The organism is Pseudomonas allii (assembly GCF_055380095.1).
Genome location: NZ_AP039450.1, coordinates 6,255,805 through 6,278,675 on the forward strand (window position 1 = coordinate 6,255,805; position 22,871 = coordinate 6,278,675).

The 22,871-nt window shown below is 60.2% G+C and carries 22 protein-coding genes; 9 read left to right on the top strand and 13 right to left on the bottom strand.

Going from position 1 to position 22,871, the window contains the following annotated elements:
* Positions 1 to 9 precede the first annotated feature (9 nt).
* From ssuB to ACZ445_RS28835, 7 genes are all read right to left on the bottom strand, one after another.
* On the bottom strand, positions 10 to 816 hold the full coding sequence (gene ssuB, locus ACZ445_RS28805) for an aliphatic sulfonates ABC transporter ATP-binding protein (RefSeq protein ID WP_071494536.1): 807 nt from the start codon (positions 814 to 816) through the stop codon (positions 10 to 12).
* On the bottom strand, positions 813 to 1,601 hold the full coding sequence (ssuC, locus tag ACZ445_RS28810; protein WP_464707837.1) for an aliphatic sulfonate ABC transporter permease SsuC: 789 nt from the start codon (positions 1,599 to 1,601) through the stop codon (positions 813 to 815). Before ssuC ends, ssuB begins: the two co-directional genes overlap by 4 nt.
* Before the next feature lie 9 nt (positions 1,602 to 1,610).
* Positions 1,611 to 2,759, bottom strand: a complete 1,149-nt coding sequence (ssuD, locus tag ACZ445_RS28815) for an FMNH2-dependent alkanesulfonate monooxygenase (RefSeq protein WP_179029207.1) — start codon at positions 2,757 to 2,759, stop codon at positions 1,611 to 1,613.
* A gap of 25 nt (positions 2,760 to 2,784) precedes the next feature.
* Positions 2,785 to 3,753 carry a sulfonate ABC transporter substrate-binding protein gene (locus tag ACZ445_RS28820; RefSeq protein WP_464704570.1) on the bottom strand — a complete coding sequence of 323 codons (969 nt, stop codon included), beginning with the start codon at positions 3,751 to 3,753 and terminating at the stop codon, positions 2,785 to 2,787.
* 96 nt (positions 3,754 to 3,849) lie between these two features.
* On the bottom strand, positions 3,850 to 4,443 hold the full coding sequence (gene ssuE, locus ACZ445_RS28825) for an NADPH-dependent FMN reductase (protein WP_058426479.1): 594 nt from the start codon (positions 4,441 to 4,443) through the stop codon (positions 3,850 to 3,852).
* Positions 4,444 to 4,759: 316 nt separating this feature from the next.
* Entirely contained in the window at positions 4,760 to 5,398 is a 639-nt protein-coding gene (locus tag ACZ445_RS28830; RefSeq protein WP_348061479.1) for a peroxiredoxin, read from the bottom strand.
* Positions 5,399 to 5,688: 290 nt separating this feature from the next.
* On the bottom strand, positions 5,689 to 7,059 hold the full coding sequence (locus ACZ445_RS28835; RefSeq protein ID WP_058426477.1) for an OprD family porin: 1,371 nt from the start codon (positions 7,057 to 7,059) through the stop codon (positions 5,689 to 5,691).
* A gap of 370 nt (positions 7,060 to 7,429) precedes the next feature.
* On the opposite strand from ACZ445_RS28835, the gene tauA reads away from it, so the two are divergent.
* On the top strand, positions 7,430 to 8,416 hold the full coding sequence (tauA, locus tag ACZ445_RS28840; RefSeq protein ID WP_058426476.1) for a taurine ABC transporter substrate-binding protein: 987 nt from the start codon (positions 7,430 to 7,432) through the stop codon (positions 8,414 to 8,416).
* A gap of 40 nt (positions 8,417 to 8,456) precedes the next feature.
* On the opposite strand, the gene argA is transcribed toward tauA, so the two are convergent.
* Both argA and argE read right to left on the bottom strand, forming a co-directional pair.
* Complete coding sequence (gene argA, locus ACZ445_RS28845; protein WP_058426475.1) at positions 8,457 to 9,758, bottom strand: amino-acid N-acetyltransferase; 1,302 nt, start codon at positions 9,756 to 9,758, stop codon at positions 8,457 to 8,459.
* Positions 9,759 to 9,893: 135 nt separating this feature from the next.
* Positions 9,894 to 11,042, bottom strand: a complete 1,149-nt coding sequence (argE, locus tag ACZ445_RS28850) for an acetylornithine deacetylase (protein WP_058426474.1) — start codon at positions 11,040 to 11,042, stop codon at positions 9,894 to 9,896.
* Between the two features lie 158 nt (positions 11,043 to 11,200).
* Here argE and ACZ445_RS28855 point away from each other — a divergent pair, with 158 nt between their 5' ends.
* Positions 11,201 to 12,568 carry a CYTH domain-containing protein gene (locus ACZ445_RS28855; protein WP_464704571.1) on the top strand — a complete coding sequence of 456 codons (1,368 nt, stop codon included), beginning with the start codon at positions 11,201 to 11,203 and terminating at the stop codon, positions 12,566 to 12,568.
* A gap of 110 nt (positions 12,569 to 12,678) precedes the next feature.
* On the opposite strand, the gene ACZ445_RS28860 is transcribed toward ACZ445_RS28855, so the two are convergent.
* Positions 12,679 to 13,149 (bottom strand): Lrp/AsnC family transcriptional regulator, encoded by a 471-nt coding sequence (locus tag ACZ445_RS28860; protein ID WP_058426472.1) that lies wholly within the window; start codon positions 13,147 to 13,149, stop codon positions 12,679 to 12,681.
* A gap of 127 nt (positions 13,150 to 13,276) precedes the next feature.
* Between ACZ445_RS28860 and ACZ445_RS28865 the strand changes: the two genes are divergently transcribed.
* The 7 genes from ACZ445_RS28865 to ACZ445_RS28895 all read left to right on the top strand — a co-directional run bounded on the left by ACZ445_RS28865 (position 13,277) and on the right by ACZ445_RS28895 (position 19,373).
* Positions 13,277 to 13,615 (top strand): hypothetical protein, encoded by a 339-nt coding sequence (locus tag ACZ445_RS28865; protein ID WP_058426471.1) that lies wholly within the window; start codon positions 13,277 to 13,279, stop codon positions 13,613 to 13,615.
* A gap of 83 nt (positions 13,616 to 13,698) precedes the next feature.
* Positions 13,699 to 15,378 (top strand): GspE/PulE family protein, encoded by a 1,680-nt coding sequence (locus tag ACZ445_RS28870; RefSeq protein WP_058426470.1) that lies wholly within the window; start codon positions 13,699 to 13,701, stop codon positions 15,376 to 15,378.
* Positions 15,379 to 15,455: 77 nt separating this feature from the next.
* Positions 15,456 to 16,376 (top strand): SPFH domain-containing protein, encoded by a 921-nt coding sequence (locus ACZ445_RS28875; protein ID WP_010207363.1) that lies wholly within the window; start codon positions 15,456 to 15,458, stop codon positions 16,374 to 16,376.
* A 10-nt stretch (positions 16,377 to 16,386) separates the two neighbouring features.
* A complete protein-coding gene (locus ACZ445_RS28880) occupies positions 16,387 to 16,833 on the top strand; it encodes an NfeD family protein (protein ID WP_071490443.1) in 447 nt (148 codons plus the stop codon).
* A gap of 69 nt (positions 16,834 to 16,902) precedes the next feature.
* Positions 16,903 to 17,217, top strand: coding sequence for a DUF2388 domain-containing protein (locus ACZ445_RS28885; RefSeq protein WP_003176799.1), 315 nt, complete (start codon positions 16,903 to 16,905; stop codon positions 17,215 to 17,217).
* A 189-nt stretch (positions 17,218 to 17,406) separates the two neighbouring features.
* Positions 17,407 to 18,072: an outer membrane protein gene (locus tag ACZ445_RS28890; protein WP_058426468.1), complete on the top strand. Its 666-nt coding sequence runs from the start codon at positions 17,407 to 17,409 to the stop codon at positions 18,070 to 18,072.
* 158 nt (positions 18,073 to 18,230) lie between these two features.
* Positions 18,231 to 19,373 (top strand): DegT/DnrJ/EryC1/StrS family aminotransferase, encoded by a 1,143-nt coding sequence (locus ACZ445_RS28895; protein WP_464707838.1) that lies wholly within the window; start codon positions 18,231 to 18,233, stop codon positions 19,371 to 19,373.
* A 142-nt stretch (positions 19,374 to 19,515) separates the two neighbouring features.
* Here the strand turns inward: ACZ445_RS28895 and gcvH are convergent, their stop codons facing one another.
* The 3 genes from gcvH to ACZ445_RS28910 all read right to left on the bottom strand — a co-directional run bounded on the left by gcvH (position 19,516) and on the right by ACZ445_RS28910 (position 22,808).
* Positions 19,516 to 19,899: a glycine cleavage system protein GcvH gene (gene gcvH / locus ACZ445_RS28900; RefSeq protein WP_058426466.1), complete on the bottom strand. Its 384-nt coding sequence runs from the start codon at positions 19,897 to 19,899 to the stop codon at positions 19,516 to 19,518.
* Positions 19,900 to 19,952: 53 nt separating this feature from the next.
* Complete coding sequence (gene gcvT, locus ACZ445_RS28905; RefSeq protein ID WP_058426465.1) at positions 19,953 to 21,035, bottom strand: glycine cleavage system aminomethyltransferase GcvT; 1,083 nt, start codon at positions 21,033 to 21,035, stop codon at positions 19,953 to 19,955.
* 156 nt (positions 21,036 to 21,191) lie between these two features.
* Complete coding sequence (locus ACZ445_RS28910; RefSeq protein WP_179040826.1) at positions 21,192 to 22,808, bottom strand: ABC transporter permease; 1,617 nt, start codon at positions 22,806 to 22,808, stop codon at positions 21,192 to 21,194.
* Positions 22,809 to 22,871 lie beyond the last annotated feature (63 nt).

Here is a 22,871-nt window from a genome sequence, read left to right on the forward strand (position 1 = left end):
ACGAGTGAGTTATTGAGCCCAACGCAATTGCGTAGGCAGCGGTGAAACAGGTTCGGGTTCCGGTGGCGAGCCGGGCAACGACAACACACGGTTGAGCACCTCAGCTTCCAACGCGGCCAGGCGATGCGAGCCCCGGGCACGCGGGCGTGGCAGGTCGACGATCAGGTCGAGACCGATCTCGCCGTCTTCGATCAGGATCACCCGATCGGCAATCGCCACGGCTTCACTGACGTCATGGGTCACCAGCAACACGGTGAAACCGTGCTTCTGCCACAGGTTTTCGATCAGTTGCTGCATCTCGATGCGGGTCAGGGCGTCCAGCGCGCCCAACGGCTCGTCCAGCAACAGCAGGCGCGGTTGGTGGATCAACGCGCGGGCCAGGGCCACGCGTTGTTTCTGCCCACCGGACAGCGCCGCCGGCCACTCGTTGGCACGCTCGGCCAGGCCGACCGCTTCCAGGGCTTCCAACGCCTTGGGGCGCCAGTCGCCCTTGAGGCCCAGGCCGACGTTGTCGATGATCTTTTTCCACGGCAGCAGGCGCGCTTCCTGGAACATCAACCGCGTGTCTTCAATCGCTTCGCTCAGTGGTGCGGAGCCGGCCAGCAGCTCGCCGCCGCTGGCTTTGTCCAGCCCGGCCAGCAGACGCAGCAAGGTACTTTTACCGCAGCCACTGCGACCGACCACCGCCACGAATTGGCCGGCTGGAATATGCAGGTCGATGTCCTTGAGCACTTCGCGCGTGCCAAAGGCCTTGCGCAACTTGCGTACTGCCAGGGGGATTCCCTTGAGCAGGCGCGGGGGTTGTTGAGCTGTCATACCGCACCTCCTTTATTCACTTGATACGCCGGGTGCCAGCGCAGCCACACACGCTCCAGGCCACGAGCGGCCAGGTCGGCGAGTTTGCCGAGGATGGCGTACATGACGATGGCCAATACCACCACGTCGGTTTGCAGGAATTCCCGGGCGTTCATCGCCAGGTAGCCGATGCCCGAGCTGGCCGAGATGGTTTCCGCCACGATCAGCGTCAGCCACATGAAGCCCAGGGCAAAGCGCACGCCCACCAGGATCGACGGCAGCGCGCCCGGCAGGATCACCTGGCGAAACAGGCTGAACCCGGACAAGCCGTAGCTGCGCGACATCTCCACCAACGCCGGGTCGACGTTGCGGATGCCGTGGTAGGTATTCAGGTAGATCGGGAACAGCGTGCCGAGGGCGACCAGGAAAATCTTCGCCGTCTCATCGATGCCAAACCACAGGATCACCAGCGGAATCAGCGCCAGGTGCGGCACGTTGCGGATCATCTGCACCGAACTGTCCAGCAGGCGTTCGCCCCACTTCGACAGGCCGGTGATAAAGCCCAGGGCCAGGCCGATGCTGCCACCGATCACAAACCCCAGACCCGCACGCCAGCCGCTGATAGCCAGGTGCGTCCAGATTTCACCGCTGACCACAAGATGCACACCGGCTGCAATCACGGCACTGGGCGCCGGCAGGATGCGGGTCGACAACCACCCCGCCGACACCGACAACTGCCAGATCGCGAGCAATAACACCGGCAGTACCCAGGGCGCCACACGGTGGCTTAGTTTTTCGTAGTTCATAGCGCTGCCTCAGCTCTGCGATGCAGCTTTGGGAAGGATGTCGTTGGCCACCATCTCGCCGAACGGGCTGACATAACCCGCGCTTTTCGGCAGCTCGGGGCGCTCGATATCCAAGTGCGGGAACAGCAGTTCGGCAACGCGATACGACTCTTCCAGGTGTGGATAACCGGAGAAGATGAACGTATCGATACCCAGCGCCGCGTATTCCCTCACGCGCTCCGCCACGGTCGGGCCATCGCCGACCAGCGCCGTACCCGCACCACCGCGTACCAGGCCGACACCCGCCCACAGGTTGGGGCTGACTTCGAGGTTGTCACGGTTGCCTCCGTGCAACGCCGCCATGCGTTGCTGGCCGACGGAATCAAAGCGTGCCAAAGACGCCTGGGCACGAGCGATGGTCTCGTCGTCCAGATGGGAGATCAGTTTGTCGGCGGCCTTCCATGCTTCTTCGTTGGTTTCACGCACGATCACATGCAAACGAATACCGAAGCGCACGGTGCGCCCGAGCTTGGCGGCCTTGGCCCGTACCTGTTCGATTTTTTCCGCGACAGCGGCCGGTGGCTCGCCCCAAGTCAGCACCATTTCCACCTGTTCGGCTGCCAGGTCCTGGGCCGCTTCGGAGGAACCGCCGAAGTACAGCGGCGGACGCGGTTGCTGGATCGGCGGATAAAGCAGCTTGGCGCCTTTGACGCTGATGTGCTCGCCGTCGTAATCCACGGTCTCGCCCTCCAGCACACGCCGCCAGATATGGGTGAATTCCACCGAGGCCTGGTAGCGCTCCTCATGGCTGAGGAACAAGCCATCACCAGCCAATTCTTCCGGATCACCGCCGGTGACCAGGTTGAACAATGCACGGCCACCGGACAGACGGTCCAGGGTCGCGGCCTGACGCGCGGCCACCGTCGGGGAAATGATCCCGGGGCGCAGCGCGACAAGGAATTTCAAACGCTGGGTCACCGGGATCAGCGAAGCGGCCACCAGCCACGAGTCTTCGCAGGAGCGCCCGGTCGGGATCAGCACCCCACCGAAGCCCAGGCGGTCGGCGGCCTGGGCCACTTGTTGCAAATAACCGTGATCAACGGCGCGAGCGCCTTCGGCGGTGCCAAGGTAGTGGCCGTCGCCGTGGGTAGGCAGGAACCAGAAAATATTGAGGCTCATGGAGTTGTCTCCTGAAGAAGTCGGATTACGGCGCTTTGGCTACGGCGGCGGGTGGCGTCCAAATCACGTCCTTGATGCTCAAGGGTTTGGGGATCAATTTGAGTTGGTAGAAGCTGTCGGCGATTTTCTGTTGGGCGGCGACCACTGCCGGGGTCAGGAACAGTGCGCCGTAGCCCTGGCGTTTCACCGAGGTCAGGGTGATGTCAGCCGGCAGGCCGAGCAGGGGTGCGACTTGTTCAGTGACTTCCTGGGGGTTGGCCTTGGACCATTCGCCCACCGCACGCACTTCTTCCACCAGCGCCTTGATCACTTGCGGGTGTTGTTCGGCATACGGTTTGGTCGCCAAGTAGAACTGATGGTTGTCGGCGATGCCGGTGCCGTCACGCAGGGTGCGGGCCTGCAGTTGTTTCTCGGCGGCGGCCTGGTACGGGTCCCAGATCACCCAGGCGTCCACGCTGCCACGCTCGAAAGCGGCACGGGCATCGGCGGGCGGTAGGAATACGGTTTGCACATCGGTGTATTTCAGGCCGGCGTCTTCCAGAGCCCGCACCAGCAGGTAGTGCACGTTGGAGCCTTTGTTGAGCACGATTTTCTTGCCCTTGAGCTCGGCCACGGATTTGATCGGTGAGTCTTTCGGCACCAGGATCGCTTCGCTGGTCGGTGCCGGTGGTTCGTAGGCCACGTAGAGCAGGTCGGCACCGGCAGCCTGGGCGAACACCGGCGGGGTTTCGCCGGTCACGCCAAAGTCGATGGAGCCGACATTCAGGCCTTCAAGCAGCTGGGGGCCGCCAGGGAACTCGGTCCATTGCACGTTGACGCCTTGGGCGGCCAGGCGTTTTTCCAGGGAGCCCTTGGCCTTGAGCAGCACCAGCGTGCCGTACTTCTGATAGCCGATCCGCAGGGTCTCGGCCGCTTGAGCTTGAACAATGGCGCCGAAGGACACAGCCGCAGCAAACAGTGCGACCAGACCACGACGCAAGATGACAGTGCGCATGGCGCTCTCTCCAAAAATGCGATTAGGGGTTTTGGCTGCACCTGCTTGGCCGTTGGCGGCTGAGTAAGGTGAGTGTTTCTTTTATATCGGTGAAGCTCAGATGCTCCAGCGAGCACTCAACAGGCGTTCATTCAACACATGGGGGTCCAGCGGTTTCGGGCGACGGGCCATGGCGCCATAAAGTGTTTCCAGGGCTTCGTGCAAACGCTGTTCGAGTACCGGCACCAATTGCGCCTGGGCACTGCCTTCGCCGTATGCGATCTGGCTGTCTTCGGCAAAGATGCCGTGGAGCAATTCCTGGGCTTTCAACGCCGACAGCACCGGCTTCAAGGCGTAGTCCACCGCCAGCATGTGGGCGATGCTGCCGCCGGTGGCCATCGGCAACACGATCTTGTGGGCCAGGGCGCGTTCGGGCAGCAGGTCCAGCACGGTCTTCAGCGCGCCGGAGAACGAGGCCTTGTACACCGGCGTGGCGATCACCAGGCCATCGGCGTTGGCGACTTGCTGCAGCAGGTCGATGACCTTGGGGCTGTCGAAGCGCGCATGCAGCAGGTCCTCAGCCGGGAAGTCCCGTATCTGGTAACTCACCACTTCTACGCCTTTGTCTTGCAACCACTGACGGGTTTTATCCAGCAACACCCCGGAGCGGGAACGCTGGCTGGGACTGCCTCCAAGTGTTACAACCAACATGCAGGAATTCCTTGAGCAGGTGTCGGCGGTTCGCTGTGTGGCGATGGCGCCAAGATGGAACAGACCTTATCAGCAGATTCATATATCTATAAATCTTATTTTTTCATTTGTTTATTCTCTAAATGCATATGAGACTTATAGATCTCCAGGCGAAAAAAAAGGCCGTCGAAACGGCCTGAAAACCCCTGCTATGTGAGACTTGAAATACGGACACCTGTGGGAGCGGGCTTGCTCGCGAACGCGGTGTGTCATGAAAAGATGCATCAACTGAACGTGTGCATTCGCGAGCAAGCCCGCACCCACATTAGGTCCTGCGTTAACGATTAGGCTGCGGGGTGAGGCGCAGGTACGGCTTCACCGCGCGATAGCCCTTCGGAAAGCGTTTCTTGATCTCTTCCTCGTCCTTGAGCGACGGCACGATCACCACTTCATCGCCGTCCTGCCAGTTGGCGGGCGTGGCGACCTTGTGGTTGTCGGTCAGCTGCAACGAGTCGATGACCCGCAGGATTTCGTGGAAGTTGCGCCCGGTGCTGGCCGGGTAGGTGATGGTCAGCCGGATCTTCTTGTTCGGGTCGATCACGAACAAGGAACGCACGGTGAGGGTGTCACTGGCGTTGGGGTGGATCAGGTCGTACAGGTCGGACACTTTGCGATCGGCGTCGGCCAGGATCGGGAAGTTGACGACCGTGTTCTGGGTTTCGTTGATGTCTTCGATCCACTTGTGGTGCGAGTCCACCGGGTCGACCGACAGGGCGATGGCCTTGACGCCGCGTTTGGCGAATTCGTCCTTGAGCTTGGCGGTGAAGCCCAGCTCGGTGGTGCACACCGGGGTGAAGTCCGCCGGGTGGGAAAACAACACACCCCAGCTATCGCCCAGCCATTCGTGGAAACGAATCGTGCCGGCGCTGGAATCCTGTTCGAAGTCGGGGGCGATATCGCCCAGTCTTAGGCTCATGGTGTGGCTCCTGATGGGTGCTTATGGAGCTCACTGTGCATGGATTGCGGATTATTTAAAAAGAATAAATATCGATTTATCTAGACGATAAAGGAATATTAAAAATCTGTTCATTGGACGTGGGTGCAGGCGAGGAGCAACATCGCTTTCAAGGTTCGAGAAGGCCTTGAGACGCTGTACAAAGAGGGGTCAGGAAGGGCCTGCGGGGGTTTGGCCCGACTTGAAAGCAAGACACCCTGCCCGGTGTTGCACCGGGCAGGGTTTTACAGGCTTACAACAGCGTCACGCTACTAGAACAGTGGCAGCGAGTAGCTGACGATCAGGCGGTTTTCGTCTTGGGAACGGGTGTTCGCCAGGTCGGTACGCCACATAGCGTTTTTCCAGGCAACGCCGAGGTTTTTCAGCGGACCTTCTGGAATCACGTAGGCAACGGTGATGTCGCGCTCCCACTCGGATTGACCAGTGGTTTCGGCACGGCCGTTGTTGTTGGCGATGGTGTCGATGTCGCTACCTTTGAGGTAAACAACACCAGCGGTCAGGCCAGGTACACCGACTTTTGCGAAGTCATAGGCGTAGCGAGCTTGCCAGGTACGCTCGCCAGCGCGGGCGAACTTCTGGATCTGCATGTCGGTAGTGATGTAAGCCGACGAGCCGTCACCCTGGTTCAACCAAGGGAAGTCGCTGCTGCCATTGCTGACTTGGTAACCACCACCGAAGGTGTGACCGGCAACGGTGTACAGGAACAGGCCGCTGTACAGGTTGTTGTCGACCTTGCCTTTACCGGCGTTGAAGTTGTTGTAGTTACCGCTGGAGTAGTAAGCGGCGGTGTCGCCGTTCTTGCCATCGTCCGAGCTGTTGAAATAACGCAGGTCAGACTTCAGAACGCCCGGGCCGATTGCCCAGTTGTGGGTCAGACCCAGGAAGTGCTGCTTGTAGAAGTCTTCCAGATTGCCGTAGTAGTACTGGGCAGTCAGGTCTTTGGTCAGCTTGTAGTCACCACCGGCGTAGTAGAACTTGTTGCTGAACTTGCCGGCGTTGTAGTTGGAGCTACCGTTGGCGCCGCCAATCGACAGGTTTTCGTTGTTGCTGGAGTTACGGCCCTTGGCCTTTTCCACCTGACCGGCCACCAAGGTCAAATCCTTGATGTCGTTGGTAGTGATCTGGCCACCTTGGAAGGTTTGCGGCAGCAGACGACCATCGTTGGTCACGATAACCGGCAGTTTTGGCTGCAGGGTACCCAGCTTCAGTTCGGTCTGGGAGATCTTCACCTTACCGGTCACGCCCAGGCTGGCGTAATCGTGGACGGCTTTGTTGCCGTCGCTTGGGAAGATGGTGCCGCCGGAAGCGGTGCCGGTGTAGTTACCGTGATCAGCACGGCTCGAATCCAGACGCACGCCGTACAGGCCGATCGCGTCAACACCGAACTGAACGGTACCTTGGGTGTAACCCGAGATGAAACGCAGATCGAAGCCTTGGCCCCATTCAGCGTTTTTGCTACGTGTGTTGGACGTGGCGTTAGGGTGGCCGTCACGGTTATCAGTGTTGATGTAGAAGTTACGCAGCCCCAGTGTTGCCTTACTGTCTTCGATGAAACCGGCGGAGTTTGCCTGCTGGGCAACCGCAGCCAAAGCTACGGCCAACGCCAATGTTGACTTCTTCATGTACCGCTCCTCTCATTTCTAATTTTTGTATTTCTTTGGTCTCGGGTCTGACGCCCTCGATCCACAGATGCGCGATTAGCGCCAGATAGTGACTACCAAGTCAATCGTAACCTTGTGTGTCTACTACCTTCGTCTAATCGCAGTTGATTTGGTCCCTGCAGGGTAATGAGTTTTTCATACACCCAAAAAGAATTGTTTCATTCTTTTTCATACGATTCGGGAATAAGCCTTTTCATGACGCGGACCCGTCAGGGTAGACGACCCACTCCATAAGCTAATGCCTAAAAGGTATTTGTTAGCGCTTTTTTAGATCGATTAGTGTGGCCGTACTGTTGCATACGTCACCCACGATCAAAAAGGCGACGCCATCATGGCCAAACGCACATCCTCCCGTCAATTTGTTACAGTTTTTGTGTCACTAATACTTTCTTTTGGTGTCAAAGCCGCCGATTTGACCATCGGCTACCAAACCGGCATCGATCCCAGCAAAGTCCCACAGGCCGACGGCCTCTATGAGAAGGCCATTGGCGAGAAAATTGCCTGGCGCCGGTTCAACAGTGGGCCGGAAGTCGTAACTGCCATCGCTTCGGGCGATGTGCAAATCGGCAACCTCGGTTCCAGCCCCCTCGCCGCAGCGGCATCACGCAATCTACCCATCGTTGCGTTCATCGTATCGGCCCAGATCAATAGTTCTGAAGCATTGGTGGTGCGTAACGGCAGCCATATTGACGCACCCAAGGATTTGATCGGCAAAACCATCGCCACGCCGTTTGTCTCAACCTCTCATTACAGCCTGCTCGGCGCGCTGAAGCACTGGGGCCTGGATACGAAACAAGTCAAAGTCGTCAACCTGCAACCCGCCGAAATTGCCGCCGCGTGGAAACGTGGCGATATCGACGGTGCCTTCGTGTGGTCACCCGCCCTGGGAGAAATCCGCAAGACCGGCAAGACCCTGACAGACGCGGCCCAGGTGGCTCAGTGGGGGGCGCCGACGTTTGAGGTGTGGGTAGCGCGCAAGGATTTTGCGGAAAAATATCCTGACGTAGTGGCCAAGTTTGCCAAGGTCACGCTGGATTCGTTCGCCGAGTATGCGGCGCATAAAGACGGCTGGACCGTGGATTCCGAGCCGGTGCAGAAAATCGCGAAACTGACAGGTTCAAATGCTGCGGACATTCCTGAGCTGCTGGCCGGCACGACATTCCCGGATGCCCAGGCGCAGCAAACCGACGCATTGCTTAAAGGCGGCACGGCGAAGGCGATTGGGGAAACAGCGAAGTTCTTGAAGGAACAGGGAAAGGTTGAAGCCGTGTTGCCGGACTACTCGGCTTTCGTGTCCGATAAATTCGTCAAGCCCTGACCCTTGCAGGAGCCGGCTTGCCGGCTCCTGCAGAATGGGGTTACAGGGCCTTCTCGAAAATCTTCGAATTACGCTGATAGTTGTACAGGGACGCCCGCGCAGACGGCAGACGGTCAACACTGCTCGGCTCAAACCCCCGCTCACGGAACCAGTGGGCGGTGCGGGTGGTAAGGACAAACAAGGTCTTCAACCCCTGCGCCCGGGCACGGGCCTGGATGCGCTCCAGCAACACATCGCCACGTGCGCCATGACGGTACTCCGGGTTCACTGCCAGGCAAGCCAACTCACCCGCGTCCGAATCGGCGATCTGATACAGCGCCGCACAGGCGATGATCATGCCTTCGCGCTCCACCACGCTGAACTGCTCGATCTCACGCTCCAGCACTTCCCGCGAACGGCGTACCAGGATGCCCTGCTCTTCCAGCGGGCTGATCAGGTCGAGCAAACCGCCGACATCCTCAATCGCCGCTTCGCGCACCTGCTCGAATTGCTCCTGAGCCACCAGCGTACCGCCGCCGTCCCGGGTAAACAGCTCGGTGAGCAAGGCGCCGTCTTCGGCGTAGCTGACAATATGGCTGCGCCCTACTCCACCCCGGCACGCTTCGGCGGCGGCATCGAGCAATTCGGCCTGGTAGTTGGTTTTGCCCAGGCGTTGCAGGTGAGCCGGCACCTGTTGCGGGCGCAGCTCGCGTACCAGGCGACCGTTTTCATCGATCAAGCCCATATCGGCGCCAAACAACAGCAGCTTGTCGGCGCCCAGGTCGATGGCGGCGCGGGTGGCGACGTCTTCGCAGGCCAGGTTGAAGATCTCCCCGGTCGGCGAGTAGCCCAACGGCGACAGCAGCACGATGGAGCGTTCGTCCAACAGGCGGTTGATGCCCTTGCGGTCTACGCGGCGTACTTCGCCGGTGTGGTGGTAGTCCACGCCATCCAATACACCGATGGGACGTGCGGTCACGAAATTACCGCTGGTTACACGCAGGCGCGAGCCCTGCATCGGCGACGAGGCCATGTCCATCGATAGGCGAGCTTCAATGGCGATGCGCAGGTGGCCGACCGCGTCAATCACGCACTCCAGCGTCGCCGCGTCAGTGATGCGCATGCCTTCGTGGTAAGTCGGGATCAGGCCACGCGCTTCAAGGCGCACTTCGATCTGTGGACGCGAACCGTGAACCAGCACCAGTCGCACACCGAGGCTGTGCAACAGCACCAGGTCGTGGACGATATTGCCGAAGTTGGGATGCTCCACACCGTCGCCGGGCAGCATGACCACAAAGGTGCAGTCGCGGTGGGCGTTGATGTAGGGGGACGCGTGACGAAGCCAGTTAACGTAGTCGGGCATAGAACCTGGGCCTGTAATAAAAAGCAGCCGAAAAAGGATGAATCGTGAAAGCGCACGGCGGGCTGATGGTTATCGTCGGAACAGGCTTGGCGACACGCTCACTCTCCTTCTATGTACGAACAGGCAGGGGTTAATTTATGCAGGTTTCAGGCAGTAATGTTCGATCAGTTCCCGCAATAGACGCACTGTAGGCGTCAAGCGTGACATTTCGAGGTATTCGCCCGGCTGGTGCGCGCAGGCGATGTCGCCGGGGCCGAGCACCAGGGTTTCACAACCAAGGCGCTGAAGATAAGGCGCTTCGGTGCCGAACGCTACTGCTTCGGCACGATGGCCGGTCAATCGTTCCGCCACCCGCACCAGTTCGGCGTCCTCCGGTTGCTCGAAGGGCGGTACTTCGGGGAACAGCGGCGCGAAGTCAATCTTGACCTGATGGCGCTCGGCCAACGGCTGGAGCTTCTGGCGGATGGCGTCGCGCAGCACCTGGGGATCCATGCCCGGCAGTGGGCGCAGGTCGAACTCCAGGGAACACTGGCCGCAGATGCGGTTGGGGTTGTCACCACCATGGATGCAACCGAAGTTCATGGTCGGTTGCGGCACGCTGAATTGCAGGTTGCGGTACTCGCGCTGCCAGGCCAGGCGCAGGCCGCGCAGTTCGCCGATGGCGTCGTGCATGGCTTCAAGCGCGCTGTGGCCCAGGCTCGGGTCCGACGAGTGGCCGCTTTGGCCAAGAATATCGATGCGCTCCATCATCACGCCTTTGTGCAGGCGGATCGGCTTGAGGCCAGTCGGCTCGCCGATCACCGCTGCGCGGCCCAATGGACGGCCCGCCTCGGCCAGTGCGCGGGCGCCGGACATGGAGCTTTCCTCGTCGCACGTGGCGAGAATCAGCAGCGGCTGTTTGAACGGCTGATCCAGCAGCGGCAACACCGCTTCGATGGCCAGCGCGAAAAAGCCCTTCATGTCGCAGCTGCCCAATCCTACCCAACGACCGTCAACTTCCGTCAGCTTGAGCGGGTCGGTCTTCCACAGCGCTGCGTCATAAGGGACGGTATCGCTATGCCCCGCCAGCACCAGGCCACCGGGCCCACTGCCGTAACTGGCCAACAGGTTGAACTTGCCAGGGCTGACCTGTTGGATATCGATAGCGAAACCCAGATCCCCCAGCCAAGCGGCGAGCAAGTCGATCACCGGGCGGTTGGTCTGGTCGAGAGAGGCCTGGGTGCAGCTCACGGATGGCGCAGCAATCAGCGCGGCAAACTGCTCTTTCATGGACGGTAACGGCATGCTCGGCCTCTCGACTTCCCGGATGAGCCTCACTATAGAGCCATCTGCACAACACAATAAACCGTTGCGGCGCGTTGCCGGGCTCAGTCCTGTACACTGCACGACCTTGGCAGCCACTCTTTTCCCCGGCTGCGCTCCCGATCCTGGATGTTCCGGCCATGCAAAAAGAAACTGAAATCAAGCTCCGCGTCAGCCGCGAGACCCTCGCCGCGCTGCGTGAGCACCCGCTCCTGAAAAAACGCAACAAAAGTGGCTGGGAACGCCGTGAGTTGATGAACCAGTACTTCGACACCCCCGAGCGCGACCTGGCCCAGGCCAAAGTCGCCCTGCGCCTGCGCAAGGACGGTGACGACATCATCCAGACCCTCAAGACCCGTGGCCAGAGCGTCGCCGGCTTGTCGGAACGTAATGAATACAACTGGGAACTGCCCAAAGCCAAGCTCGACGTAAAGAAACTCGACGGCGAATGCTGGCCCGAGCAACTGGCCGAGCTGGACAAAAAGACCCTCAAGCCGATCTTCACCACCGACTTCGTGCGTGAGCGCGCCGAAATCGCCTGGGGCCGTGGCAAGGCCAAGGTGGTGATCGAAGCCGCCCTGGACCTGGGCCACGTGGTGGTCGGCAAGCAGAAAGAAGAAATCTGCGAGCTGGAATTGGAACTGCGCGAAGGCGAACCGTCTGCCCTGCTGGAACTGGCCGTCGAACTGGCCGCGACCCTGGCGTTGATGCCGTGCGATATCAGCAAGGCCGAGCGCGGCTACCGTCTATATGACTCCAGCAGCTACTCCCTGAGCCTGCCGGCACCACAGTTGCACGCCGAAATGCCGCTGGATGACGCCTTCGCCGCGATCATGTGGCACCTGCTGGGCAGCAGCCAGCGCCTGGCCGAGCAATACCGTTTCAATGGCCACTGGCGCCTGCTGCAAGACTGGGTCGACAACCTCGGCGAATTGCGTGCCCTGGTCGGCAGCCTCGGCCAGGCGGCACCGCGTCAGTCAACCAGCGAACTGCGCAGCGCACTCGATGCCCTGCTGGAAGACTGGCGCCCACTGGTGCAGGCCGGCGATGACGACGAAGATATCCGCAAAGCCGCGCCGGAGCAGTTCGCCGAAGAACTGGACGACGTACGCTGGGGCCTGTTCTCACTGAATGCTTCGCGCTGGCTGCTCGCGCGCACCTGGACCGCCGACCGCAACGTGCGTGGCAACCGCCAGGGCGCCGCGCAAATCACCAACTGGCTGCCGCGCCTGCTGGCCGACGATGCCGTCGCCCTGCAACTGCCGCGCTACCAGCAACAGCCGGAAGACCTGGCTGAGCAATTGCCACGCATCGAGCGCATCCAGGCCTGGCTGCACCATGCGCGTCAGGTGGTCGACATTCCCGAACTGGACCGTCTGTACGGCGAGCTGAACAAGTTGGTGCAACTGGCCAACCAGCCGATCACCGATGAGTCGCTGGACGCGCGGATGCATCAGGCGATTGCGGTGTATCAGAACCGGGCGTGGAAGACCTTGCTGCGCCTGTAAGGCCGCTTTCGCGGGCAAGCCCGCTCCCACACTGACTGGGTTCACACATAGAAATCTGTGAACCCAATCCAATGTGGGAGCCGGGCTTGCCCGCGATGAGGCCATCCCTGTCAGCGCAATACTGGCAGGCTGGTGGTGGATTTGATCTCGGATAAAGCCACAATCGAATTAACCTCCTGAATCCCCGGCACCATCGACAGTTTCTCGAAGAAAAACCGCTCATACGCCTCGATGTCCGAGGTGACGATGCGCAGCAGAAAATCCACCGCCCCCATCAGCACATAGCACTCCAGCACTTCCGGAAACCCGCGAATCGCGTCGGTGAATTCGGTGAAGTTGGAACGACCGTGGGCGTTGAGTTTCACTTCGGCGAATATCTGCGTGTTGAGGCCGATTTTCTTGCGATCCAGCAAGGTCACCTGGCCGCGAATCACGCCCTCTTGCTTGAGCCGTTGGATGCGTCGCCAGCAAGGCGACTGGGAAAGGCCCACCTGTTCGGCGATCTGCGCGCTGGAGAGAGAAGCGTCTTCTTGCAACAGGGCCAGGATACGGCGGTCGTAGGCGTCCAACTGGCTGTGCATATAAATACCCTCCATTGCACTTATTCTGAATTGATTGATTCGATTTTTTACAAAACAGGCCCATCTTAGATAAGAAATCTCTGGTGGCGAATGTAAAAATTTCTCCAGTCGAATCTGGAGCTTTCCCATGCACGCCGTCGAAACCAACCACCCCGCTACCCGCGTCGATGCGTGGGCCGTCAACAGCGCCCATTGCCAGGCGCATTACCAGATCGTCGCCGAGGCGGAGCCCGACGTGGTGTGCCGGGTACTCAACTATTTTGCGCTGCAATTCCTCACGCCACGCCAGGTCACGGTGACCCGGGAGGGGGACTTTCTGAACATCGACATCGTCATGGACGGCCTGAGCCGGCACCGTGCGCAGGTGATCGGTGAAAAGATTCGAAACCTGATCAGCGTGTGCACGCTGGAGGTGTGGTCGGCTGATTCCGCGGGGCCTCAGTCAGTGATGGCGGTTGCTCAGTAAGACCCTGCAATACACGTCGGGAGGAAGATATTCAGGGGCTGGCTAGCCTGGGGTTTACGCCCACGGCCCTCAGGAAAACCTTCATGCCGGTTGATCAACGCTTGGAACTGCATCAGTTGCTGCCGGCTCTGCTCGAAGGGCGACTGATCCCCCCTGAAGTTGCACAGCAGTTGTCGGCGCTGCCGGCCAGCAACACCGTGCATCCCCTCGAGAGCATCGCAGCCCTTGGCCCCAGTCTGGAGACCCTGACCGAATGGCTGGCCCAGCATGCCGGGCAACCCTACCTGCGTATCGACCCGTTGAAGATCGATGTGGCGGCCGTGGTGCCGCTGATGTCCCATGCGTTCGCCCAACGCCACTCGATCCTTGCGGTGGCGGTGGACGCACAGACGGTCACCGTCGCCAGCGCCCAGCCCTACGTCAGCAGTTGGGAAGCCGGGCTGGCGCAGGTGCTCAAGCGCTCGATCAAGCGCGTTGTGGCCAACCCCCAGGACATAACGCGCTGTATCGGCGAGTTCTATCGGCTGGCGAAGTCCGTCAGCGGCGCCGATCAAAAAGTTGCGGCACCGGGCAACAACGAACTGCTCAACCTCGGCGCCAGCGACCAGGAGCCGGATGCCAACGACGCGCATATCGTCAACATCGTCGACTGGCTGTTGCAGTACGCTTTCGGCCAGCGCGCCAGCGATATCCACATTGAGCCGTGCCGTGAACAGGGCCGTGTGCGCTTTCGCATCGACGGGTTGTTGCACGACGTCTATCAGTTCCCGCCCCAGGTCACGATGGCAGTCGTCAGCCGCCTCAAAAGCCTGGGCCGCATGAATGTGGCGGAAAAGCGCAGGCCCCAGGACGGTCGGGTCAAGACCAAAAGCCCGACCGGAGCGGAAGTGGAGCTGCGCCTGTCCACCTTGCCCACGGCGTTTGGCGAAAAGCTGGTGATGCGGATCTTCGACCCACAGGTGCTGCTCAAGGGCTTTGACCAGCTTGGTTTATCCATCGATGACCAGCAACGCTGGCAAGCCATGACAAGCCAGACCAACGGCATCATCCTGGTCACCGGCCCTACCGGTTCAGGCAAGACCAGCACCCTATACACCACGCTCAAGCAATTGGCCACGCGCGAGGTCAACCTGTGCACGGTGGAAGATCCGATCGAGATGGTCGAGCCGGCGTTCAACCAGATGCAGGTGCAGCACAATATCGACCTGACCTTCGCCAGCGGCATCCGCGCCCTGCTCCGCCAGGACCCGGACATCATCATGATCGGCGAGATCCGCGACCAGGAGACCGCCGAAATGGCGATCCAGGCCGCATTGACCGGGCACCTTGTGCTGTCGACCCTGCATACCAACGATGCGCCCAGCGCCATCAGCCGCTTGCAGGAGCTGGGCATTGCGCATTATTTGATCAAAGCCACCTTGCTCGGCGTAATGGCGCAGCGTTTGGTGCGGGTTCTGTGCCCCCACTGCAAGCGTGCGTTGGGTGACGCCCATGAAGCGGTCGGGTGCGTCGAATGTCGACACAGCGGTTATCAGGGGCGGGCCGGCGTTTACGAAATCATGGTTCTGAACGAAGCGCTCAGGACTTTGATCACGCCTGGGGCCGATGTGCAGGCCCTGCGCCAGGCAGCAGTGACTCACGGCATGCGCAGCTTGCGTATGGCCGGCATGCAGAAGGTCGCGGCGGGGCTCACCACGGTGGCGGAAGTCTTGCGGGTGACTCCCGGGGATTCGGTAACAAATCCTTTGTTTGTTAAGCAGTGAAACCGTTCTTATCGGTGACAACACCGTTACAATCGGCCCAACGTCGTTTCACTGACACCATCAGATAGGGAATCGCTATGCAGATCGGAACCGTACTGCTTCTTTTCGTGGGGCTGGCCATCGCCATCCTGTTCATGGGCTTCAAGGTGGTCCCCCAGGGCTACCAATGGACGGTCGAGCGTTTCGGCCGTTACACCAATACCCTCAAGCCTGGCTTGAACATCATCATCCCGGTCATGGACCGCATCGGTCGCAAGATCAACGTGATGGAAAGCGTACTGGATATCCCGCCCCAGGAAGTCATCACCGCCGACAACGCCACCGTGCAGATCGACGCCGTGTGCTTTTTCCAGGTGGTCAACACCGCCCAGGCCGCCTACGAGGTCAACAACCTCGAACACGCCATCCGCAACCTGCTCCAAACCAACATCCGTACCGTGCTCGGCTCCATGGAACTGGATGCCATGCTTAGCCAGCGTGACGGCATCAACGAAAAACTGCTGAAGACCGTGGACGAAGCCACCGCGCCGTGGGGGATCAAGATCACCCGTATCGAGATCAAGGACATCAGCCCGCCCGCCGACCTGATGGCCGCGATGTCGGGCCAGATGAAAGCCGAACGGATCAAGCGTGCGCAGATCCTCGAAGCCGAGGGCCTGCGCGCCTCGGCGATCCTGACGGCCGAAGGCAAGAAGCAGGCACAGATCCTCGAGGCCGAAGGTAGCCGCCAGGCGGCGTTCCTTGAATCCGAAGCCCGTGAGCGTCAGGCCGAAGCCGAAGCCCGCGCCACACAGGTGGTATCGGAAGCAATCGCGTCGGGCAACGTGCAGGCGGTCAATTACTTCGTCGCACAGAAATACATCGACGCCCTGGGCAAGCTGGCTTCGGCCAATAACAGCAAGGTCATCCTGATGCCGCTGGAAGCCAGCCAGGTGATCGGCGCGGTGGGTGGTATCGGCGAGATCGTCAAGGCAACGTTCGACAACAAGAAAGGCTGAGGCCAGCGCCATGTGGGATTTCCTGCAGCATCTGTCGTTCTGGGATTGGCTGGCACTGGGCACGGTACTGCTGATTCTTGAGGTATTCGGCGCTGGCGGTTACCTGTTGTGGATGGGTATCGCCGCGGCCGCCGTAGGCGTGATCAAGTTTCTGGTGCCACCCCTGGGGCTGGAATGGCAACTCCTGCTGTTTGCCGTGTTGTCGATAATGACGGCGGTGTACTGGTGGAAACGTCAGCGCAGCAGCGCCAAGGCCAGCGACCAGCCGGGGCTCAACGAACGCGGCTCCGAGCTGATCGGCCGCACCTTCGTGGTACACCAGGCGATTGTGGATGGCCGGGGCAAGGTGAAAGTCGGTGATGGCGTGTGGATGGTGACCGGCCCGGACAGCCCCGTAGGTGCCCAAGTACGGGTGGTTGGCCAGGAAGGCGTGGTGTTAAGGGTTGAAACTGTTTAGTCAGTGATGGAACTCGATTGGGCTAACTACAATCATAAAGTACAGATAACCCACCCGGAGTCACCCATCATGCGTCTCAAATATGCTGTCGCAACCCTTGCTGTGCTTTCCCTCCCTGTCGGATCAGCCATGGCCGACAGTTTCTGGCGCAATGTCATCTCGTCGGGCGCCACTACCGGCTCGACGTACCTGACCTTCAAGGACCACAAGCTGGTGGTCGCCGCCCAAGACGACGCCGGCAGCTTCGTTGCCAGCGACGGCGGCATCCGTGGCCCATACCTGGAAGCCGCGATGCAGAAAGTCCGCGCCGACAACCCTGGCCTGCAGGCCACGGATATGGAACTGGCCAACGCTATCCTCGCGAAAAACGCAGTCACCGAATAACTCGAGCCCAATAAAAAATGCCGCTGTTAACAGCGGCATTTTTTTGTCCTCAATTCCTACAGTCATCGTCACGGGGGCACTACGCAAGCATTGCTGTTTTCCCAACTGAATACAGAGAAGTCCTGTCGAGCCTCTCTCTGCAGGGCAGCAAGCTAAGGATTCCTTTTTTAATAAAGCGACTCACTGCCCATGCACAAGATTGCCTACGCGCTGCTGTTCTCTGCATTTGCCACCGCCTACGCCCAGGCAGAAAGCTGGTACGGATCAGCCAAATTCAACAGCGCTCGCCAGAACCTCTCCAGCGCACTGCTCACCAGCCCGCGCGTCACCGACAGGGTGGATGCCCCGGATAGCAGCAAGTCATTTGTCGCGTCCTTCGCCCTGGGGTATGCCTTTGACAGTGGCTGGCGCCTGGAAGGGGAGTACACGATGCCAAACAGTTCGACCTTCAAATCCTACTGGGCCCCCTTCAATGCCAACGTCAACAGCCTGCATGTGCAGAGCCAGCGCTTGATGCTCAACGGCTATAAAGACATCCCGATCAACCAGTGGCTATCGTTTTACGGTATGGCCGGTGTGGGCATCGCACGCATTGAGTCCGAAGGTTATCAAACCATTGAGACCCGTCGTTTCGCCAGCAACCGCCAACATAACCTTGCCTACAGCCTGGGCATTGGGCTGGAAGCCAAGGCCAGCGAGCGACTCACTCTAGGGACTGGCTATCGTTACACCGCCCTCGGCGACCTCGAAACTGGCTACAACACCTTTGCCAACCGTGTAAATGCGCGGGATGAGCAACTCAAAGGCAAACTGAAGGAGCAGAACATGTTCCTGGAAGCGCGGCTTGCCTTCTGATCTTCCAAGAAGAATGCCACCTTCGACGTGGCATTCTTCGGCTCAATGGTGACGATTCATTCACAGATGACAGGCTATATTCAGTCAACCCGTGCAACCATGCCGGTACTGATACTTCGCTTACTCATCGCCAACCTGAAACGGATGCCTTCGTCGTCATGAGCCAACTGCCCTTCCTGCCGTTTTCCAAACCCACCATCGATGAAGCCACCATTGCTGCGGTCGGCGATGTACTGCGCTCGGGCTGGATCACCAGCGGGCCGAAGGTGCAGGCCTTCGAAGCTCAGTTGTCGGAGTACTTTGGCGGTCGGCCGGTGCGCACCTTCAACTCGGGCACCTGCACCATGGAGATTGCCTTGCGCATTGCCGGCATCGGGCCAGGCGATGAAGTCATCACCACGCCGATTTCCTGGGTCGCCACGGCCAACGTGATTCTGGAAGTGGGCGCTACGCCGGTGTTTGCCGATATTGACCCGGTGACCCGCAATATCGACCTGTCCCAGGTGGAAGCGGTGATTACCCCGCGCACCAAGGCGATCATCCCGGTTTACCTGGCTGGCCTGCCCCTGGATATGCCGATGCTGTATGCACTGGCGAACAAGTACAACCTGCGCATTATCGAAGATGCGGCGCAGGCGCTGGGTTCCAGCTGGGATGGCGAACGTATCGGCGCCACTGGGGATTTTGCGTCGTTCAGTTTCCAGGCCAACAAGAACATCACCTCTTCCGAGGGCGGCTGCCTGGTGTTGAACAACGCCGAAGAAGCGCGACTGGCAGAAAAATACCGCCTGCAGGGCGTTACCCGCACCGGCTTCGACGGCCTCGACGTGGATGTATTGGGCGGCAAGTTCAACATGACCGACATCGCCGCCGCCATTGGCCTGGGGCAATTTGCCCATATCGAGCAGATCACTGCTCACCGCCAGAACCTGGCGCGGCACTACTTCAAATGCTTTGGCAGTGACTTTGAAGAGCAGTACGGCGCACAACTGCCGCCGGCAGACTTCGAAAACAGCAACTGGCACCTGTTTCAACTGGTGCTGCCGGAACGTCAGGACGGCCTGCCAGCCCGCGCCACCTTCATGGAGCAGATGCAGGCCCATGGCGTCGGCATTGGCTATCACTACCCACCGATCCACCTGCTGAGCCTTTATCGGGCGCAGGGGTTCAAGGAAGGCATGTTCCCGGTGGCAGAGAAAGTGGGGCGCTTGATCGTATCGTTGCCGATGTTTACGGCGATGACAGAGGCGGATGTGGAGCGGTCGGTGGCGGCCGTAAAAGCGGTACTGGCAGCAGGCTGAAAAATCCGGCTCACCGCAATCGACTGTGGGAGCTGGCGCTTGCCTGCGATGGCATCACTGCGGCGTAACTGATACACCGCGGTGCCTGCATCGCAGGCAAGCCAGCTCCCACATTGATTTGTACTGTTTCAACTACCTGTGTTTACTCGCCGATGGCGGCTTTGTAGCCGGCAGCATCCAGCAATTTGTCCAGGTCAGCTGGGTTGCTTGGCTTGAGCTTGAAGATCCAAGCGCCGTAAGGATCAGAGTTCAGCAGCTCCGGGCTGCCACTCAGTTCTTCGTTGACGGCAATCACTTCGCCTGCAACCGGGGCGTAGATATCCGAGGCGGCCTTGACCGACTCCACCACACCCGCCTGGCCAGCAGCGTCAAACTGGGCGCCCACTTCGGCCAACTCAACAAACACCACATCACCCAACGCTTCCTGGGCATGGTCGGAAATACCGACGGTCACGGTGCCGTCAGCTTCCAGGCGTGCCCATTCGTGGCTTTCGGCAAAACGCAGGTCGGCAGGGATATCGCTCATAATCTGTGTCCTCAAGAAGTAATGTCAGCGGCCATTAGCCTGCCGGAAATAGGTTAGATCAAGGTTTTGCCATGGCGCACGAAGGTCGGTTTGACCACTCGAACCGGGTACCACTTGCCGCGGATTTCCACTTCGGCCCGATCAGCGGTTGCCGTCGGTACACGCGCCAGGGCAATGGATTTGCTTAGCGTAGGAGAGAAACTACCACTGGTGATCTCCCCTTCGCCAATATTGGCGATACGAACCACCTGGTGAGCACGCAAAACCCCGCGTTCTTCCAGCACCAGCCCGACCAGTTTGAACTGCACTCCGGCTGCTTTTTCTGCTTCCAGCGCGGCGCGGCCAATGAAGTTACGCTCGGCAGGCTCCCAGGCGATGCTCCAGGCCATGTTCGACGCCAGGGGCGAAACCTCCTGGTGGATGTCCTGGCCGTACAGGTTCATCCCCGCTTCAAGGCGCAGGGTATCGCGGGCGCCAAGGCCGATAGGTGAAATACCCGCGCCCACCAGGTCATTGAAAAAGCCCGGAGCCTGATCAGCGGGCAGGACGATCTCCAGGCCATCTTCACCGGTGTACCCGGTACGTGCGATAAACCAGTCACCATCGGCGTGGCCTTCGAAGGGCTTGAGCTGATGAATCAGGGTGCTGCGCGATTGCGTGACCAGTTCGGCGATCTTCTGCCGGGCGTGGGGGCCTTGAATGGCGAGCATCGCCAACTCGGGGCGCTCATGCAGTTGCACCTGATAAGCGGCCAGTTGCGCGTGCATCCAGGCCATGTCCTGGTCGCGGGTGGCGGCGTTGACCACCAGCCGATAAGCGGCCTCGGTGCGGTAGACAATCATATCGTCCACCACGCCGCCCTGTTCGTTGAGCATGGCGCTGTACAACGCTCGGCCGCAGTCATGCAGGCGTTCGACATCGTTGGCCAGCAGGTGCTGGAGCCATTCCTTGGCCTGGGGGCCGCTGACATCGATCACGGTCATATGAGATACATCGAACACCCCGCAGTCGCGTCGCACCTGATGGTGCTCCTCAACTTGCGAGCCGTAGTGCAGAGGCATATCCCAACCGCCAAAATCGACCATTTTCGCGCCAAGGGCGAGATGCAGGTCATACAGAGGCGTACGCTGTCCCATGGGTTTCTCCTTCCGGGCTTGGCGAAGGTGCGCGGAGCTACTGTCCGCGCTGAACACCTTGATTTAAAAGGCCTGCAGCCACGTCCAGCGACCCGCTCCGAAAGACGAAGCGCACCGAATGCCGCGCATTGTAGCCGCAAGCCGTGGGACTGGCACCTAAGCGATTTGCCGGGCGGAGCGTCGGATCAGCCCAATCACCGGTAACAGGCCCACCAGCACCAGGGTCAACGCCGGCAAAGAGGCCCGCGCCCACTCGCCTTCGCTGGTCATTTCAAAGATCCGCACGGCCAGCGTATCCCAGCCAAACGGACGCATCAGCAAGGTGGCAGGCATTTCCTTGAGCACATCGACAAATACCAGGAGTGCTGCGCTCAAAGTCCCCGGCAGCAGCAACGGCAGATACACTTTGCAAAACAGTCGTGGGCCACTCACACCTAGACTGCGTGCAGCTTCCGGCAGGGACGGACGGATACGCGCCAGACTGTTTTCCAATGGCCCATAGGCCACCGCCAGGAAACGCACCAGATACGCCAGCACCAGCGCCGACAGGCTGCCCAGCAACAACGGCTTGCCCGCCCCGCCGAGCCAGCCGGACAGCGGCACCACCAGTTCACGGTCCAGATAGCTGAACGCCAACATGATCGATACCGCCAGCACCGAGCCCGGCAAGGCATAGCCAACGTTGGCCAGGCTGATACCGGAACGGATCGCCCGTGTCGGCGCCAGGCGGTTGGCGAACGCCAGTACCAGCGCCACGCTGACCGTGATCAAGGCCGCGATGCCGCCCAGGTAAAGCGTATGGAGGATCAGGCCCGAATAGCGCTCATCCAGATCGAAGCGGCCGCGCTGCCAGAACCAGGCCACCAGTTGCAGCATCGGGATGACAAACGCGCAGGCGAACACCAACCCGCACCAACTGCTGGCCGCGGCCGCCTTGAACCCGCGCAGGTGGTACAGCGCCTTGCCCCTTGGCCGCTCATTGCCTGGCCGGCTGGCACCCCGGGCGCGCCGCTCGCCGTACAGCACCAGCATCACCACCAGCAGCAACAGGCTGGCCAGTTGGGCGGCGCTGGAAAGACTGAAGAAGCCGTACCACGTCTTGTAGATGGCGGTGGTGAACGTGTCGAAGTTGAACACCGAGACCGCGCCGAAATCCGCCAGGGTTTCCATCAGCGCCAAGGCGACTCCAGCCCCAATCGCCGGCCGCGCCATGGGCAGGGCCACGTGCCAGAACGCTCGCCATGGCGATTGCCCCAGCACCCGCGCAGCCTCCATCAGGCCTTTGCCCTGGGCCAGGAACGCGGTGCGTGCCAAGAGATAAACATAGGGATAGAACACCAGCACCAGGACGATGATCACCCCGCTGGTGGAGCGCACCCGTGGCAGGCGCAGCCCGGTGCCGAACCATTCGCGCAACAGGGTTTGCACGGGACCGGAGAAGTCCAGCAGGCCGACAAATACAAAGGCCAGCACATAGGCGGGAATGGCGAACGGCAACATCAGTGCCCAATCGAGCCAGCGTCGTCCGGGGAATTCGCAGAGGCTGGTCAGCCAGGCCAGACTGACACCCAACAGGGTTACGCCAATGCCGACGCCCAGCACCAGAGTGAGCGTATTGCCCAGCAGGCGCGGCATCTGGGTTTCCCACAGGTGGGACCAGATCTGGTTGTCGATACTTTGCCAGGACAGCAACAGTACGCTCAGCGGCAGCAGCACCAGGGCGGCGACGGTAAAGACCGGCAGGTACCAGCGGCGTTGGGCGGGGTGGGCCAAAGTCAGCTCTCAATGAATGTCTTTAATTCAACTCGATCCAATGTGGGAGGGGGCTTGCCCCCG